The 16,859-nt window shown below is 54.2% G+C and carries 12 protein-coding genes, 1 tRNA gene and 1 pseudogene; 7 read left to right on the forward strand and 7 right to left on the reverse strand.

Going from position 1 to position 16,859, the window contains the following annotated elements; genetic code table 11:
* Window positions 1–26 precede the first annotated feature (26 nt).
* A complete protein-coding gene (locus BP758_RS03205; RefSeq protein WP_292368645.1) occupies window positions 27–803 on the reverse strand; it encodes a V4R domain-containing protein in 777 nt (258 codons plus the stop codon).
* 100 nt (window positions 804–903) lie between these two features.
* Here BP758_RS03205 and BP758_RS03210 point away from each other — a divergent pair, with 100 nt between their 5' ends.
* Window positions 904–2,121, forward strand: coding sequence for an FprA family A-type flavoprotein (locus tag BP758_RS03210; RefSeq protein WP_292368647.1), 1,218 nt, complete (start codon window positions 904–906; stop codon window positions 2,119–2,121).
* Window positions 2,122–3,346: 1,225 nt separating this feature from the next.
* On the opposite strand, the gene BP758_RS03215 is transcribed toward BP758_RS03210, so the two are convergent.
* From BP758_RS03215 to BP758_RS03230, 4 genes are all read right to left on the reverse strand, one after another.
* The gene (locus BP758_RS03215) at window positions 3,347–4,090 is read right to left on the reverse strand and encodes a hypothetical protein (protein WP_292368649.1); all 744 of its coding nucleotides are present in this window, start codon (window positions 4,088–4,090) and stop codon (window positions 3,347–3,349) included.
* A 140-nt stretch (window positions 4,091–4,230) separates the two neighbouring features.
* Complete coding sequence (locus BP758_RS03220; RefSeq protein WP_292368651.1) at window positions 4,231–4,794, reverse strand: DUF447 domain-containing protein; 564 nt, start codon at window positions 4,792–4,794, stop codon at window positions 4,231–4,233.
* Window positions 4,782–5,603 (reverse strand): triphosphoribosyl-dephospho-CoA synthase, encoded by an 822-nt coding sequence (locus BP758_RS03225; protein ID WP_394339191.1) that lies wholly within the window; start codon window positions 5,601–5,603, stop codon window positions 4,782–4,784. The genes BP758_RS03220 and BP758_RS03225 overlap by 13 nt, the downstream gene beginning before the upstream one ends.
* A complete protein-coding gene (locus BP758_RS03230) occupies window positions 5,575–6,714 on the reverse strand; it encodes a methanogenesis marker 9 domain-containing protein (protein WP_292368653.1) in 1,140 nt (379 codons plus the stop codon). The genes BP758_RS03225 and BP758_RS03230 overlap by 29 nt, the downstream gene beginning before the upstream one ends.
* 128 nt (window positions 6,715–6,842) lie before the next feature.
* Here BP758_RS03230 and cfbA point away from each other — a divergent pair, with 128 nt between their 5' ends.
* The 6 genes and pseudogenes from cfbA to BP758_RS03260 all read left to right on the forward strand — a co-directional run bounded on the left by cfbA (window position 6,843) and on the right by BP758_RS03260 (window position 12,342).
* Window positions 6,843–7,244, forward strand: a complete 402-nt coding sequence (cfbA, locus tag BP758_RS03235) for a sirohydrochlorin nickelochelatase (RefSeq protein ID WP_292368655.1) — start codon at window positions 6,843–6,845, stop codon at window positions 7,242–7,244.
* Between the two features lie 10 nt (window positions 7,245–7,254).
* Complete coding sequence (gene cfbE / locus BP758_RS03240) at window positions 7,255–8,442, forward strand: coenzyme F430 synthase (RefSeq protein ID WP_292368657.1); 1,188 nt, start codon at window positions 7,255–7,257, stop codon at window positions 8,440–8,442.
* Window positions 8,443–8,450: 8 nt separating this feature from the next.
* Window positions 8,451–9,527 carry a Ni-sirohydrochlorin a,c-diamide reductive cyclase catalytic subunit gene (cfbD, locus tag BP758_RS03245; RefSeq protein WP_292368659.1) on the forward strand — a complete coding sequence of 359 codons (1,077 nt, stop codon included), beginning with the start codon at window positions 8,451–8,453 and terminating at the stop codon, window positions 9,525–9,527.
* Window positions 9,524–10,900: a Ni-sirohydrochlorin a,c-diamide synthase gene (gene cfbB, locus BP758_RS03250; RefSeq protein ID WP_292368661.1), complete on the forward strand. Its 1,377-nt coding sequence runs from the start codon at window positions 9,524–9,526 to the stop codon at window positions 10,898–10,900. Before cfbD ends, cfbB begins: the two co-directional genes overlap by 4 nt.
* A gap of 96 nt (window positions 10,901–10,996) precedes the next feature.
* A pseudogene (gene ilvE, locus BP758_RS03255) lies at window positions 10,997–11,860 on the forward strand (branched-chain-amino-acid transaminase); the annotation flags it as partial.
* A 409-nt stretch (window positions 11,861–12,269) separates the two neighbouring features.
* Window positions 12,270–12,342, forward strand: a tRNA-Glu gene (locus tag BP758_RS03260).
* A 213-nt stretch (window positions 12,343–12,555) separates the two neighbouring features.
* On the opposite strand, the gene BP758_RS03265 is transcribed toward BP758_RS03260, so the two are convergent.
* The gene (locus tag BP758_RS03265; RefSeq protein ID WP_292368662.1) at window positions 12,556–15,456 is read right to left on the reverse strand and encodes a tetratricopeptide repeat protein; all 2,901 of its coding nucleotides are present in this window, start codon (window positions 15,454–15,456) and stop codon (window positions 12,556–12,558) included.
* Between the two features lie 191 nt (window positions 15,457–15,647).
* On the reverse strand, window positions 15,648–16,799 hold the full coding sequence (locus BP758_RS03270) for a hypothetical protein (RefSeq protein ID WP_292368664.1): 1,152 nt from the start codon (window positions 16,797–16,799) through the stop codon (window positions 15,648–15,650).
* Between the last annotated feature and the right edge of the window lie 60 nt (window positions 16,800–16,859).

The following is a 16,859-nucleotide window of genomic DNA, read 5'->3' on the forward strand; positions in this document are numbered from 1 at the left end:
TTTTTCCCGGGCCGGATGGTCTCCGGTCAGGCGGTTTCCGGAGCAATCACGAACCGGCAGTGGTCGTCGCCCATGGCATAACAGGCGGTCTCGTCCACCCGCTGGGGGCGCCGGAAGTGGCGGGTAAAGACTGCGCCAAGGACGCCGCAGTCGAACGCGCAGGCAGGTCTCCCGAGCTGCGGCAGGCTGCCGCACTCGAAACAGTCGTATACCCTGATAACGAGAGGATCGGTACTCTCTATTTCAAGGGCGCCGAGGTTATTCTTCTTCCAGAACGATCGGGTATTTTTTAGGATTTTTTCGAGATCCGGGGCCGCAATCGCAGCATAGATCCGTTCTCCCACATGGTAGCCGGCGTTCTGCAATACCGGATCGATATTGATGCCCTCCTTTAAGAGCGACACCCGGATTGTCCGAAACATCAGCTGGTAGAACCGGAACGGGTCCGGGCCGTCCACGAGCCGGGCCACCTGGTCGGCGCTGTCCCGGATCACCGGTTTTTTTGTGGCAAGTCCCCCGAGATACGGCGACCGGAGGTAAAAGATCTTTTTCCGGGAATCATCCGGGTCGGGCCGCTCATCCACGATTCCCTCGCGCACGAGCCCCTGCAGGTGTACCGAGACCGTGGACTTGGCCTTGCCCGACTGTTTTACGATCTCATCGAACGGGAGCTCCCGTTCCGCAAGGACCGCGACAATCCCTGCCCGTGCCGGCGACTGGACGGCCCGCACACCCGAAGGTGTGGCAAAGAGCCCGATACCCGGCACCGCCTGCTTTAATCTTCTCTTTTGTTTTCCTGCCATCGCTGTTCCCGCTATCCTGTACAATAAACGTAAACTAGATATATAATCTGTTCGTAAACAATAGAATGTTCGTATAGTTCCGAACGAAAGGCGAACTACCATGAAGGCTACAAAACTTGCAGAAGGCGTCTACTGGGTTGGCGCCATTGACTGGAACCTGCGCGACTACCACGGCTACACGCTGCCGGGCACGACCTATAACGCGTACCTCGTGCTCGGGAAAAAGCACAACGTACTGATCGACAACACGTACCCCGGCCACGAGTTCCAGATGATGGAACGCATAAAAGATATCATCGACCCGAAAAAGATCGATATCATCGTGGCAAACCATGTGGAAAAGGACCACTCGGGCGCACTGCCGATGCTCACGAAAATGCTGCCCAATGTCCCGATCTATTGTACGGAAGCCGCAGTCACCGGTTTTGGCAAGCACTACGATACCAAAGGCTGGAACTTTAAGACCATAAAAAGCCTCGACAAGCTCGACATTGGCGGAAAGACGCTCGTCTTTGTCGAAGCCCCGATGCTCCACTGGCCCGACTCCATGTTCACCTACCTTGCCGAAGACAAGATCCTCTTCCCGAACGATGCGTTCGGCCAGCACATCGCGAGCTGCGAGCGCTTCGATGACGAACTGGGAAAGGAGGCCTCTCTCGCCCATGCCCAGAAGTTCTTTGCAAACCTGATCGTACCCCTCGCGCCCAAGGTGTTAAAGAAGCTCGACGAGGTCACGAAACTCGGGATCCCGATTGCGATGGTCGCCCCGAGCCACGGGGTCATCTGGCGATCGTACGCCGCTGACATCATCGGCGCGTACGTGAACTGGTCAAACGGCGTTGCAAAGAACAAGGTAACGATCGTCTACGACACCATGCACCACTCGACCGATCTCATGGCGCAGATGATTGCCGAAGGCGTCATGGCAGAAGGCGTTGCGGTGAAAGTCTGCATGTTAAAAGACGGCCGGTTTGAAGGGACGCACCGGAGCAATGTGGTCACCGAGATCCTCGATTCCAAGGCGGTTCTTGTCGGTACTCCCACACTCCAGGACGAGGTGTATCCGACCGTAGCCGATTTCCTCTCCTACCTGCACGGCATCCGGCCCGGCCGGCTGACCGCAAAGAAGATCGGGTGCGCCTTTGGCTCGCATGGCGGGCAGGGCGGCGCCATAAAGATCGTTACCGAGGGGCTCAAAAATGCGGGCATCGAGACGATCAACGAAGGCTACGAAGTGCTCTACAAGCCCGATGCTGCCGAGCTCAAAAAATGCTACGAGCTCGGGCAGGATGTTGCACGCCGCGTCAAGGCGATGTAATCATCCTTTTTCCTTCACTCTGAATGCACATGCCCCATCTCTCACGCCGGTTGTACTGAACCGGCAGCCTGATGCCAATGCCACGGCATCTTTTTTTTTTGGTTTTGCGTACGATCTTTTTGTTTTCAAGCCGGGAACGGCCTGCATCGTCCGGGTCCGGCAGACCGCGTACCGGATCGATCCGGATGCGATGTACGAAGATTTGATTCCGAGGATCTCCGCGATCTCCGGGCGCTGCCGTACCCGGCATGGTTCCCAAGAAAATTTTGGCTGCGAACCCGGCACGAGCGAGTGTGGCGGAGGCTCCGGGTTTACCCGACCGTTGTTTCTTGAGATCGATTGGTGGAAGCCGGACGATTACATAAACCCGCACTCCGGGCAGGCAACCTTACCTGGAGATTACCCCCCTTTATAAAGGAGGGGATGGCCGGACCTACCGTCTCCCATGATCGTTTCTCCGACGGAGAGGTTTTGGTGTCGGATCGCGACCGGAAAGTTCCAGTGGAAATAGTGCCAATCCACTCCATGATTTTTGTTTTAAATCGGTATTTTTTGAAACGGGACGTTTTAACGAAGAAAAAACCGTGCAATTTAGCGGGCTTCCTGTGATCGCGAAAAACCGGTTGATCTACAGCTTGTCCGTGAATCCGGGCAGGGCTAAAAAGGGCAATACGACCGAAAAATAAAGGGGGTTCCCGATCGGGAAAAACGCGATCCGGTTTTCTGCGAAAAAAAGGGGGATCTGCCATTATTGCGCATTTGGAACGACCGGAAAGGCATCCGGGAGGACAGATACGTTATTTTCCGGTAATTTGACGCACAAAATCCCTTAAACTCTTCAAAAGGATGTGCTTCTTTGGGGCTCGCTCCCCCGCCGCACGGGCATCCCCGGTTGCGATAGTGCCTCAAACTGTTGAACGAGATTTGTTGTGAAGCGATCTTTCCCCGGAATTTTTTTCTTGATCCGCCGCGGGGGCGCCCCGCCGGGGGCGGCGGAACTCATCGCAACCGGGGGCATGGGGGCATCAGCCCCCATCATGATCCCGCAGACAAAATCCGGATAATCCGGCCGGATATTTTTGGAAAATTCGTTCACGCAGCCAAAAAAATGTCTGGGTCGCGGGCAGAACAATTTTATTAAAAAGTTTGCAGCGGGCGGAGAGTTTCCGAAAAAATATCCGGCAACGCATCCGATTTTTTTTAACCGCATCACCAGCGCGGCCCCTTACGATATCACCACAGATGCCGATTCATCGAACGGATTGGTACGCAGGGCAAGCGAGAAGAGGTACGGGTACCTGCCGTGGATATATTCCATGTACCTGAGCCACTGGATAACAAGCGCCGCATAGACCCGGTTGATATCGCGTTCGAGATGGGCACGGTCTGCCGGGGGAAGTGCCGCAAGTCCCTGCCGCGCCTTGAACTCCTCGGTCACATGGCCGAGCGCGAGCAGGAGATCGGTAAACGACTCGTGCTCGAAGACCATGGGGTTTTCCACAACCCGGAGCACGAACTCTTCGCGGGAGAAGAGGTATTCTGCAAACCGGGCCGTATCGAGCCGGGCAATGTCAACCGCGGGAGGGTGCACTGCAAGCTCTTTGTGCAGCGCTGCAAACCGGGCGGGTGTCCAGCTTTCCTGCACAACCAGTTCCCGACGAAGATCGCCGGCCCGGGGATCGGCCCCGGCAAGCATGGCAAGGAGCGGCGTTCCTTCGGTCGAGAAGAACGTCCCGATGACAAGGTTGAGTTTCTCCATCCGCTGCTGCCGCTCGCGGGATTCGAGCATCTGGTCGATGATCAGGGTGACCACCAGCACCTCGATGGGCAGGAACGCGATGTCGCTGACAAGGAAGATCAGGATATGCTCCGGGTCCTGGAAGATGAAAAAATGGAGGGTATAGAGTGCGAGGGAAAGGGTGACCAGCCCCAGCGCCACGATAATTTTCCACCGGATCTCTTCTCTCATGGATACTACCTATTTTTTAACCGTACCATTAAGGTATGGATCGGAGACATCCCGAAAACAGCCGGGAACCCTCCGGCAGATTTCCGGGGAGCAGGGTTACCGGGCCATGGCGGTAAAAAAGGAAAAAAGGGAGGGGGCGATCAGGGGGACGGCCCGAGGTATCCTTCGAGCAGTGCCAGCGCAGCGAGTTCCTTCTTTCCGCCGCACTTCCGGACAATCCCGGCATGGTAGTCGATCAGTTCCTTGAGCTTTGGGTCGTGGTTTACCCGGTACCGGGTAGCGTGCACGGTCGCATCGACAATGCTGTTGAAGCCGCGGTTCACCGGCCAGACCGCAACCTCCTCTACGATCTCTTTTTCCTGCGTGAGTGCAACCACAATTGCTTCTGCGGTCTTTTTCTCGACCGTTGCCGAGAACGCAATCCAGGCATCCGCACGAGCGAGCCGGGTCATCACCCGGTTCCCGACCGGCTCCTCCGCAAATGCCTCGTCCGGCAGATCCCCAAATGCCGTTGTTACGTACAGCACCGGGTCGTGGATGATATTTGCCACCACCCAGCCGTCCCGCTCGATGTTTGCCGCGGTATGGGTTCCGGCAAAAAGGATCATGGTCGCTTTCCCCTCGCGGTAATGGATCCCGATCGGGGCAGCGTTTTTTGCAGTCGTGGCTATGATCTCGTTGATCCCGCCTTTTAAGAGTCCCATTCCCAGCCCTCCGAGAGTGCAACATAGATAGCTGCGATCGTGATATCCGCTAATGACCCCGGGTTAATCCCGGCCGCGATGAACTCGGCATCGAGCGTTTCAAGCACCTTTTTCCCGTCCAGCACCTCGCGGGCCTTATGGAGCACCTCTTCTGCCACGGCGCGGCCGTGCTTCTTTATGACAAACGTGTCCGGTTCGGTAGCAAGCAGGGTCAAAAACATCTCGACGATCGCTTCGCGGCCCGGGCCTATCTGGTGCAGGAGATCGGCCCCTCGCCGGGTCAGGATAAACCCGTTTACCCACTCCCGGGCAACCATGTCGTTGGGCGCCGAGTGCTGCATCACGTCATAGAGCGTCATGTTCCGGTCGCGGAGCATGTCCAGGGCTTTGGGGTCGTTTACATCGATCTCGTCGGTCTTGTTCATCCGGACATTTGTCAGTGCAAACGCCTTGTAGAACGCGACCGCGTCCGAGACATCGGTCTTTGCAACTGCCTGGACGGCCCCGTTAATCCCGCCGCCGTACACGAGCGGGATAAGCAGGATGAATGCACCGAAGTGGGTGTTACCCCCCTTGTGCACGTTCGTCTGCTTTACCGCGTGGCCGATGATCTCGCCGATCCTGCCTTTCCCGGCCGCAGCTTCTTCAAGCGCCGGCCGGGCAAGGATCGCAGACGCTAAGAAGTGTTCGAGTGTCGTGTCGGAATAATCGTGGCAGCGGTCTACGTTTCCCGGCTTCGGGAACGCACAGACCTCCAGCATCATGGCGAGCTGTGCCCGTTCAGCTGCTCCGGTCAGAGGGGACATCATGGAAGATCCGGCCCATAATCGTTTCAGAAAGCTCGCGTTTCAGCCGCATATACTCTTTCTTTGGGAGCCCTTCCTGGGCAAGCGTCATGTCCCGGAACATGCAGGGCGAGGATGTCTTGCAGCACCAGGCAAGGCTCCCGAAACAGGTGTGGGGGCCGCCGGCAAGGGGCGTGCCCTCGACCGCGTTTAACTTGAGCTTCGCATACTCCTCGTTGGTCATCCCGACTTTTGCGAGCGTCGGGATGAGCGGGCATTCCTTGACCGGCATGCAGCAAAAAGTGAGCGCCCGGATATCCCCGCCCCGGCAGAGTTGTTTTGGCGAGTTGTACCAGCCGTCGGTGTCCGCGTACTTCACGATCTCAGTATCGAGCAGGGCAAGCGTTTCGTTATCGGACTTTCGGGCCAGCGAGACGAGATCGGCCCCGTGGGAGAGCATATCCCGCATCTTATCGAACGTGGTGATCGAGTTATTGGCGATGATGATGAGCGGGCAGGAGTTCCGGATCTGGCGGAGCTTTGCAGTTCCCGCATCCATGAGGTCAACGTGGATGATGTCCGCTCCTGCTGCCCAGATTGTCCGGGCAAGCGCCCGGTCGTCGGCCGCAATACCGACACGGATCTTCACAGAGACTGTAACGCCCTCTGCCTTGAGGGCCTGTATTACGGGAACGAGCTTGTCGGGGTTTTTCAGGTAATACTCCCCGGCCCCGGCCGCCACCATGGGCGCCTGCCGGCAGTGGGCATCGATCTCGTACACTGCTTTTGTCCCTAACGCCCGGGCAATGGCGGCAAAGGATTCAGGAGAAGCGCCGCGGAGGCTGATGCCGCAGACAACATCCGAGGAGGCAAGGGCGGCAAGTTCCTTTTCAAGGACCGGGACCGGGTCATTGTACAAAAATTCCTTCCGGTCCCCGCTGCTTGCGATCTCCTGTGCCGCTGCCATCGTCGGGGCATCGATTGCATACCCGCCGATGAACGCAAGGCCCGCATGTGCCTGTCTCGCGAGCACATACGCCGCATCCACAATCCCGGCCATGGACGCAATCACTACCGGGGTCTTTACCACCCGGTCATTGATGATGATACCGAAACGCTCTCCTGCATCCGTCATTGGTCTTATCCATTGCGGTTATCAGCTCAAATCTGTTTGGATCAGGAATACCCGATCATGGCACAGCCGCCCGCCGTCCGGATCGATTGGTAATAATTTTTAACGATAAAGGTAATACTATGTGCTATATGATTAAGAAGGGAATGTTACTTGTAGGCCACGGCAGCACGATGCCCTACAACCAGGAACTCATCGAAGCAACCGGAAAGATGATCGCCGCACAGAACACCGGTTTTGTGGTGAAGTGCGGGTTCATGAATATCAATAAGCCCTCGATTAAGGAGTCCCTCGAAGCATTCAAAAAAGAAGAGATCGATGCGCTCGTGGTTGTCCCGCTGTTCCTTGCAAAAGGCGTCCACATTGAAAAAGACATTCCCGGAGAGATCGGCCTTCCCGAGGGCTCGAAAAAAGGCAGCTTTGCCTTGAACGGGAAGAGCGTCCCGCTCGTATACGCAGACCCGATCGGTATCGACCCGCTCCTTGCCGAACTGATGGTAAAGAACGCGAAAAAAGCACTCACGCTGATTTAAAAAACCGGATATGCAGGTGCTGGTACTCGATACGATCCACGGGGGCAGTGCGATCGCTGCCGCATATGCGGCGGCAGGTATCACTGCCGATGCCGTTGACGTGTACCGCGGCACAACGCCCGATGCAGAAGCACGGGCAAAAACCGGGCAGTACGATCTTGTGACTGCCCCGGTCCACCTCGACCCGGACCATCCCCTCCTTCTTTTAGAAAAAGCGCCGGTGATCACCCACCACGAAGCAGTTCGCCGGCTTTTAGGCTCTGCACTCCCTCACCCGATGATCGAGATCACCGGGGCGCAGGGAAAGACCACCACGGCCCATGCACTTGCCTCGATCCTGCCCGGCCCGGGCGTCCTGCATACCTCGGCCGGCACGTACCGTTTCCCGGAGCAGCAGTTTCTGGAAAAGACGAGCATTACGCCGGCTTCCGTCCTCTCTGCGGCTGCACGTGCACGCGAAGCAGGAGGCTGGCTCGTGGCCGAGGAATCCCTCGGGGTGACCGGGGCCGGCGACCTTGCGATCGTCACGTCGGGCAAAGACTACCGCTGCGCAAACGGGAAAAAAAGCGCCCTTGCGGTAAAACTTGCATCGGTGCGGGAAAGCCCCCGGGTCCTTCTTGCCCCCGGCATTGCTGCGCCGGGTGCGGGAACTGCCGTCCACCTGGAGGATTGTGCAGAAGTATCCGGAACCGCCTGCACGATCCGGCTCGGCGGCCGGACATTCCGGTTCGAAAACCCGCTCCTCCTGCTGGACGGGTACCGCACCCCGCTCGCCCTTGCCGGTGCAGCTGCCGCCCTGCTCGGGTACGATCCGGCCCCGCTCGCAAACTTCCCCGGCATCACGGGGCGCATGTCGCGCCGGGTGATGGGGAATATTACCGTCATCGACAATGCAAACAGCGGGACAAACGCCGATACCACGATCGAGGCAGCCCGCTATGCCCGGGCCTGCACCGGCAAAACGGAGCTGACGCTTGTCATCGGGCAGGCAGAGAGCGACGGGAAGGTCTGCGAAGGATTCCCCGACAGCGAAATTGCCCGGGCCGTTACTGCGATCGGTCCCGACACTGTGATCCGGGTCGGAGGCAGCCCGGCGCCGGGCAGCACCGTTTGCACAAGCCTTTTTGAGGCAGAAAAAAAAGCACTTGAGACAACCACGTCCGGAGCCATCGTGCTTGCGGTCAAGACCTGGAGATAACGATAGATATGCCACCAGCACGGTTCATGCATCCCCGCCCGAGTTCGATTGTTGCCGCCCTGTATACTGCCCGCGACCTGGAAGTGGATGTCGCAGTCCTGCACGGCCCCTCGGGCTGCTCGTTCAAGCACGCCCGACTCCTCGAAGAGGACGGGATGCGGGTGCTTACTACGGCCCTGGCGGACAACGAGTTCATCTTCGGCGGCCAGAAACCGCTCGAAGAGGTGCTGCGGTACGCGGAGGAGCATTTCTCCCCCAAAAAGATCGCCGTGATCGGGACCTGCGTCTCGATGATCATCGGGGAAGACCTTGCATCGGCCATAGACAGCTCGGGGATCACGACTCCCGCCATTGCCGTCGATATCCATGCCGGTTTCCCGGAAAATATTGCCGGCGTGCTCGCAACGCTCGATGCAGCGGCAGAGGCCGGCTGGATCAGCGCAGACGAGCTTGCCCGCCAGCACCGGCTCATGGAGAAGGCAAACGAGGTAGAGAAGGTCCGGGGCGCTGCCTCGCAGGCATATATCGAACCCTCGCGGGGCGACCTCAAGCACGTGGCGGCTGAACGGCTCGTTGCCTGCGCAAAGAGCGGGGCAAAGGGTGTGGCGATCCTGAACGCGAAGAAGGAGACCGCGTACATGTTCGCCGACGAACTCCTGGCGCTGCACGATGCCTGCCCGGATGCGGATATCACCTATATCGCCAACCTCGACAACCGGGGCCTGCCCAAGGTCCGGGCGGATGCGGAACGGATCCGGGAACAGATGGCCGGACGCGGGGTTACCCCGGAGCTTGCCGGGGCCCTTGACGAATACGGGGCAAACGGCGATGCGCTGGGCGAACGGATCCAGGCGATAAAGCCGTCGTTTGCCCTGATCGCGGGCGTGCCGCACGCAATCCCGCCGGAATACACCACGGGCATCGAGTGCTTCTCGGTGACCAACGGCCCCCGGCAGGTAGCTCCCCTCCATGCCATCGGCCACGAACACGTGCTCGTAGAGATCGATCTCCACCCGCGGACGCTCGGGGTCCGCGAGATCGTGGAGAGCGAGTTCGGAGCAGTCCTGCGGAGCATGGCCCGATGAAGTCCATCCTTGTCACCGGCGACCGCTCGGGCAGCGGGAAGACGAGCATCACGCTCGCCCTTGCCGCACTTCTTGGGAAGAAATACACGGTCCAGACCTACAAGGCCGGGATGGACTACATCGATCCCTCCTATCTCTCCGCAGTCTCGCACCGGCCCTGCCGGAACCTCGACACCTTCGCGCTCAGCGAGGGGCAGATCCGGGACATCTATGCGTTCGGGTGCCGGGGGGCCGATGTCGCTCTTGTCGAAGGCGTGCGGGGACTCTATGAAGGAGCCGAGGCACTCGACGATATCGGCAGCACGGCAGCGATTGCAAAGGTGCTCGACCTCCCGGTCGTGCTCGTGGTCTCGGCCCAGAGCATCACCCGGAGCGCAGCGGCAATCGTCAAAGGCTTCCAGAGCTTCGATCCCGGGGTCCGGATCGCGGGCGTGATCCTCAACCAGGTAAAGGGCGGGTCGCACAAGGAAAAGGCGACCCGGGCCATCGAGCATTACTGCGGCGTGCCCGTGATCGGCGCCATCCCCCGGATGGAGGAGATGCAGCTTGCCATGCGCCATCTCGGCCTTGTTCCCTATCGCGAAGGGAGCGGGCAGGGCGATTTTGACAAACGGATAGAAACGATCACCGAGATCATCGGGAAGTACGTTGACCTCGACCGGTTTTTGGCGCTCGCAAAGGACACTCCAGCGCCGGCAGTACGATATACCGATCTCGACCCGGCACCGGAGCAGCACGTCCGTATCGGGGTCGCGCTCGACGAGGCGTTCAACTTCTATTACGCAGACCTCTTCGATGTGCTCGGATCGCTCGGGGCAACGACCATCCATTTCAGCCCGCTCCACGACCGGCTGCCCGAAGCGGACGGCTACATCATTGGCGGGGGCTACCCGGAACTCTTTGTTCCGGGCCTTGAAGCCAACGACAAAATGCGCGAGGCGATCCGCGAGTCGGCCACGAACGGCGTGCCCATCTACGCGGAGTGCGGCGGGCTCATGTACCTCACCGAACGGATGAACCTTGCCGCCGGCTGGCAGGGCCATGAAAAGGAGATCTCCGGGGAGATGTGCGGGGTCTTTAAAGGAGAGACCCGGATGCCTGCCCGGCGCGTGGTCAGTTACGTGGAAGGGAAAAGCCGGGCTGCGTGCCCGCTCGGACGCTCGTGCTTCCGGGGCCACGAGTTCCACTATTCCGAAGTCCGCCTTGCAAATGAGACCACGTATGCCTACCAGCTCACCCGGGGTACGGGGATCAAAGACAACCTTGACGGAGCGGTGACGAAGAACACTCTCGGGAGCTATACCCACCTCCACCCGGTGGCGAGCCGGGACATGTTCCACAACTTCATCGACACCTGCATGAACCGGCACTAACGTGCCGGGCTTTCTTTTTTAATTCCGGCAGCGTTTACCGGTGAAATTCCGGATCAAAGAAAAAACTACAATACTACAGAGCCCCCACAACATTTTATGATCATTTACCTTGATGGAAAGTACCTGCCGGAGGGCATGGCCAAGGTCTCGGTCTTTGACCACGGCCTTCTTTACGGGGACGGCGTCTTTGAAGGGATCCGTGCCTACAATGGCCGGGTCTTCCGCCTAAAAGAGCACATCGACCGGATGTACGATTCGGCAAAGACGCTCGACATCAAGCCGCCGATCTCAAAGGAGGAGATGGCCGAGGCGATCTGCGAGGTGCTCCGGAGAAACAAGCTCCGGGACGCCTATATCCGCCCGATCATCACCCGGGGTGTCGGCGATCTCGGCCTCGACCCGCGCAAGTGCAAGAAAGCATCGGCAATCGTGATTGCGGTCACCTGGGGTGCAATGTACGGCGACCTGTACGAGAAGGGCCTCAGGGCGATCACGGTCTCGGTCCGCAGGAACCCGCCGGAGTGCCTGCCGCCGAACGTGAAGAGCCTCAACTACCTCAACAATATCCTCGCAAAGATCGAGGCGAACTACAAGGGCGGCGACGAGGCGATCTTCTTTGATACGAACGGGTACGTGGCCGAAGGGTCCGGGGACAACCTGTACGTGATCAAGAACGGCGAGATCCTCACCCCCCACACGCTCAACAATCTCCGGGGCGTTACCCGGATGGTGGTGCTCGAGATCGCACAGTCGCTCGGCATCACGGTCAAAGAGCAGAACCTCGGGTACTTCGATCTCTATACCGCGGACGAGCTGATCTGCTCGGGTACGGCAGCGGAGATCGCCCCGATCACCTGGGTTGACGGCAGGGTCGTCGGCTCCGGCAAGCCCGGCCCGGTCACCCGCCAGCTGATGGAAGCGTTCCACGCGGTGACCAAGAGCGAGGGATACCCGGTCTTTACCGCAAAGGCAGGCTCAAAGGCCAAGGCAGCCACCGGCACGAAGGCTGCGGCAAAGGCCGGCGCAAAGACAACCGGTAAGGTAATGGCAAAGGCAGCGAAAAAAGCCCCGGCGAAAAAGACCGTTGCGGTGGCAAAGGCAAAGCCCAAGCCCACGGCAAAGAAGGCTGCGGTAAAGAAGCCGGTCATCCGCCGGGCCCCGGCAAAGAGGACCGCAGCAAAGCGGCGATAAGCTAAAAACCCGGTACCGATACCAGACCCGGTACGCGAGGGCCGGGCCTCATCCTTTTTTTTGGCGGGCAATCGCAGGCAGCGGGTATGCAGGAGAATTTCCCGGTGCCATCCGGCCTCCCGCCCGTTCCATAACCTATTTATCAGGCGGCGTGAAACTAGATAGAGCAACATTACCTGCTGCTATAGTGTAGGGGCCAATCATGCGGGCCTTTCACGCCCGCGACAGGGGTTCAAATCCCCTTAGCAGCATTCCTTTTCTGATGGTGTGAAGCTCTGTTTTTTGATTCTGACGTGACAGATTTCTCTCAATAAATTTACCGGGATCCCGTCACAAATGACAGGGGAATACACTGTTATTCCCTCCACCCGGCAAAAAGGACGAGATAGTGTATCCTTGAACCCGGTATTGATCATAATCGGCGGGATCATTGCAGACTGCCCAACCAGTATACTCCACATTGTTTAGTTATCTTGCAAACTTTCCTTAAGTAAATAAAGAAATTCCAAGCTTTTTTGTTGATTTATGTTATGATCTCCATAATTTTTATCCAAAAGCACCTTTATGTGACTCTTCATGACTTTTTCTCCATCACGGTATTTTTTCTGTGCAAATAATATCGCCATGAGCGTGATAACTGCATTTGAAGTCATCGGATGTTCCGGACCTAATGTTTCAATTAAGAGATCAAGTGCTTGTTCTTGAAGTTCCTGAGCTTTAGTGAAATTTTCAAGAGTCGCGAAGGTACCTGCAAGAGATATCATTGATCTAATAGTATGGGGATGTTTCGAACCCCAGATTTTGGTTGAGAATATCAGCACTTTTTCTTGGAGTTCTTGAGCTTTTGTGAAGTCATTCAACTCAAATAATATCCTACCCAACCCATTCATTGCAATGATAGTATCGGGATGATCTGGCCCGAGATTTTTTTTTGAAATAATGAATACTTGTTCTTGAAGAATTCGGGCCTGATCTGTTTTGTTCAGATGACTAAGTGTATCACTCAAATTATTCATAGCCGTGAGTGTGTTCGGATGTTCAGTCCCTAACACCTCTCTAGAAAGATCAAGCACTTGCAATTCCAGTTCTTGGGCCTTAACATAATCCCCAGTATTATGAAATGTATACGCAAGATTGCCCATAGAAATGAGAGTGTCGGGGTGTTTCGGCCCAAGAATTTCTTTAGATAGTGCTAATGATTGTTCATGGAGTTCTTGAGATTTTGTGTATTCTCCAAGATCATCAAGCGTTGAAGCGAGACTTCCCATAATAACGAGAGTGTCGGGGTGTTTCGGCCCCAAATATTTCTTTGAGAGATCAAGCGCTTCTTCTTGGAGTTCTCGGGATTCAGTAACTTTTCCAAGGACCCCTAGAGTCATAGATAGATTGCTCATGGCAACAATGGTCTCTCGCGTATTCTTTCCATAAATTTTTAATCGTCGTGCAAGTACGTATTCCTGAAGTTTTCGGGCTTTGGCAAGTTGTCCCGCCTCCCTGAAAGTTATTGCCAGGTTACCCATAGTGACGAGGATTTTTGAAGTCTCATCATCCCCGGTGTGTCTTTGAATAACTAACACACGATTGTAAAGATTTATTGCAGAAGCATATGATCCACGCCAACGTTCAAACTCCGCAAGCCATCCCATCAATTTAGCCGTCTTGAGGTCTTTCTTAAAATTGATTAATTCTCGGGCATGGGGGAAAATTAGTTCCAGTTCCGGGTGGATGCATCCATCTTGAATAATTGAAAATATTTCAATCGCTGCATCCAGCGCTGCTACTTGCATCTTTGAGAATCTTTTCTTTTGTCGGAACCTAATCAGAACTGTACGGGAGATAAGAGTATGTACTCCCCACGAAGGTATATCGCCCCTTTCATATTTGGCGAGAGAATGATGTTCTACCAGTGCAATCGCATTTTCGGCCCTCTTTTTCCCGACTTTTTCCTCTACTGCATCTATTTTTGAGAATATTTTTGAAACAAGTACCCCGGGAATTGGTGCAGTTGCAAGCATTGATGCAAGGATCAGAAAATCCCGCCCTTCTTTGTCCAGTTGATCAATACTAAAGAGAAATGTTTTCGCAATACTCTTTTCGTGACCTGTGGGAAGTAATCCGGCAAATTCTCTTGCCAATTCCTCCAATGTATCACTTGATCGGTCTGCAAGTTCGCGATTAAAATCCGAAAATGGACATTTACTTAACGAGCGTTTCAGTTGTGCTCCCGCAATATCTAGAGCTAGAGGATGGTACCCAAGTGATTTCGCGAGCTCCCGAGCCGCATTCTCGTCATCCCGGGGGTTTTTCCATTTTGAGAGAAGCTCGAAAGCTTCTTCGGGCTCCAGAGGATCAACATTAAGCGTTTTTCCAAAAGCATCATAAGAAGAGATTCTTGAGGTAATCAATGTCCGTCCCTGTGAACCCGTAGGAGCAAACCAAGACTTCACCTCGGCTTCGTTCATTCCTGCAGGTAAATCATCAACGATCCAAAGAAACGGCAGATCGCACTGAATGAGTTTTCGATTAAGTTCTGCAATAATTTCATTCGGCTTTTTGCCATCTGTACTAACCCCATATATGCAGGCAATATCTAAAAGCTGGCGGACCCTCTCGGCTTCCCTCTCTTCATGTTTTAATGACGCTTTGGCGTCATAATTGCCAAATGCGTTTAACCAGAATACTCCCCCAGGGAACGCTGAGGCAAACCAGAGGGCGTATTCTTCCGCGAGAAGGGATTTTCCGATTCCCCCCATACCTATTAGCTGAACAAGAGCCGGAGCGTGCGATTTTGAGATCATATAAAAATCATTTTCATGGAGGGCGGAATGAAGTTCCCACATTGCGGGAAATCTCCCCACGAACCGACGGGATCCGATACCCGTTTTGCCGTACCACACGGTATTTTCCCGACGGACAATTCCCTCAAAAACCGTGCTAATTTTCTGGACATGATCATTAATAGTATCTGCAATTTGGGCATAGTCGCCAGAAATAAGATACCGGTTCGGCTGCAACTCGTCTCGGATCACCAATGGATGAATATGATCGTATCCTTTTTCGGGGTTGACTGCCAGAACCCGGGTGGGGAAATTCCCTATCTTATGCGCTGTGATGATGGCGGAGGTCAGCTCATACTGACAGGAACGGGACTTGGGGTAATTGTGAGAATAATATGCAAGCAAGATTTTAGAATGGGCCAAGCCTTGTTCAACAGATTTGGTAATTCCCACGTAGTCCTGAATGTCTTTATCATCATACCAGACTTTCAATCCTTTATCTGTTAGGGCTTTAAGCAGTTTGTCCGTTTCCAAATGATCCCGGCTTGAATGACTGAAAAAAACATCATAATCCGTATTACCAGGCATCCGAAAGCACCTGCGGTTAATAATATCAGATAATAGATATGAGGTGCAAAATATTAAAGGGATATGTTTAGTGGGGCGATGCCAAAAATGCGGCCGATGGGAGCAAGCAATTATCCCAGATGTTCCAAAAACCTCTCTAAAAATACGGTCTGAATTTTATTGTGAGTTGGGGAAAGAATAATATCTCACCGTTATGCAATGGTCTCAGATTTTGAAGGGTTATTTTCAGACGCTTGTTTAATTAAAGTGGATGAACTTTGTTTAGGCCATAATTCGAATGCTTCATCAAAATTACGAGCCTGCAAAAATTTATTGACAAGTCCTCTGTATGGAGGGAAGGCGCCCCCAAAACCAATTACTCGTCGGGCATCCGCAACACTTTCCAACTGTGTTTGCGTCCAATTGGGAGATACATAGGAATTCTTTTTTAAGGATCTTATTGGCTCATACCTCATGGGATATGAAACGCAGCCCCATTCCGCCAGATCATTAATAATCTCAAAGAATGATTCCGGGGTATCCCCACATTTCCGTTTCTCATTAAAAAAATTATATAGTACATAAAAAAAGATTTTTTTCTTCCTGAATCCTTGTTGTTCGAGTAAATCTATCGCCTTTTGTACACTCTTTTTTTGAGCGCGAGAATCATACGCCATACGTATTGTAGTAATTTTTAATTCACCTAACGCGGAGACCTTTTCTTCGTCAATTAATCTTGCATCGAGACCTTGATTAAAATCTATATTCAATCCCGTTTCTTTTAGGTTTTTTATTGTCTTTTTCCAATCAGGAGATGCAAAAAAATTGTTATCCCATAAAATAATCTGCTTGTGGCCCTGGAAAATATAATCTCGAACGTTAGATGCAACAGATTTAATTCCACCTTCCAATTGTGGAACAAGACAAAACGGGCATTTGCGTATACAACCTCTCGAAGTAAATACTATTGAGCTGTTCCAGTCTCTCCACTTCTCCACGGACTGCAAAATATCATATGAGGGAAGAAAAGATTCGGATTTTTCAAAAAGACCTCTATGTACCTCAATATAGGAGTGATTTTTTTTGATATGCTCTGGCATTATTGATGCATAAATACCGCCAACTCGAATTGAAGCTGATGGAAATTTTTTGTGATAATATTCTATTGCTTTATGGACAGGTTGCCATGCATATGTAAACAGTGACGTAACTTCGATTTTATCCGGGTTATAGGAATCGCATTCGACAAGCCCCCGAACAAGCTTGATTTCATCTCCCCACGACCTATAAAATGAGGCTAATTTCATTAGCCCCAATGGAGGATATTTGGTATAGTATTCGGGTTCAACGAGTAAAATTCTCATATCGATTATATTACTCCCCCATGTACAAAAAGATTGGGATCCTTTCTAGGATCGGTCACT

This window comes from Methanoregula sp. UBA64, from assembly GCF_002502735.1.
Classification (GTDB): domain Archaea; phylum Halobacteriota; class Methanomicrobia; order Methanomicrobiales; family Methanospirillaceae; genus Methanoregula.

What these genes read in the sequence shown, in the direction of transcription:
- BP758_RS03205 (WP_292368645.1), bottom strand. Translation starts at nt 803, where the DNA reads ATGGCAGGAAAACAAAAGAGAAGATTAAAGCAGGCGGTGCCGGGTATC.
- BP758_RS03210 (WP_292368647.1), top strand. Translation starts at nt 904, where the DNA reads ATGAAGGCTACAAAACTTGCAGAAGGCGTCTACTGGGTTGGCGCCATT.
- BP758_RS03215 (WP_292368649.1), bottom strand. Translation starts at nt 4,090, where the DNA reads ATGAGAGAAGAGATCCGGTGGAAAATTATCGTGGCGCTGGGGCTGGTC.
- BP758_RS03220 (WP_292368651.1), bottom strand. Translation starts at nt 4,794, where the DNA reads ATGGGACTCTTAAAAGGCGGGATCAACGAGATCATAGCCACGACTGCA.
- BP758_RS03225 (WP_394339191.1), bottom strand. Translation starts at nt 5,603, where the DNA reads ATGATGTCCCCTCTGACCGGAGCAGCTGAACGGGCACAGCTCGCCATG.
- BP758_RS03230 (WP_292368653.1), bottom strand. Translation starts at nt 6,714, where the DNA reads ATGACGGATGCAGGAGAGCGTTTCGGTATCATCATCAATGACCGGGTG.
- cfbA (WP_292368655.1), top strand. Translation starts at nt 6,843, where the DNA reads ATGATTAAGAAGGGAATGTTACTTGTAGGCCACGGCAGCACGATGCCC.
- cfbE (WP_292368657.1), top strand. Translation starts at nt 7,255, where the DNA reads ATGCAGGTGCTGGTACTCGATACGATCCACGGGGGCAGTGCGATCGCT.
- cfbD (WP_292368659.1), top strand. Translation starts at nt 8,451, where the DNA reads ATGCCACCAGCACGGTTCATGCATCCCCGCCCGAGTTCGATTGTTGCC.
- cfbB (WP_292368661.1), top strand. Translation starts at nt 9,524, where the DNA reads ATGAAGTCCATCCTTGTCACCGGCGACCGCTCGGGCAGCGGGAAGACG.
- BP758_RS03265 (WP_292368662.1), bottom strand. Translation starts at nt 15,456, where the DNA reads ATGCCTGGTAATACGGATTATGATGTTTTTTTCAGTCATTCAAGCCGG.
- BP758_RS03270 (WP_292368664.1), bottom strand. Translation starts at nt 16,799, where the DNA reads ATGAGAATTTTACTCGTTGAACCCGAATACTATACCAAATATCCTCCA.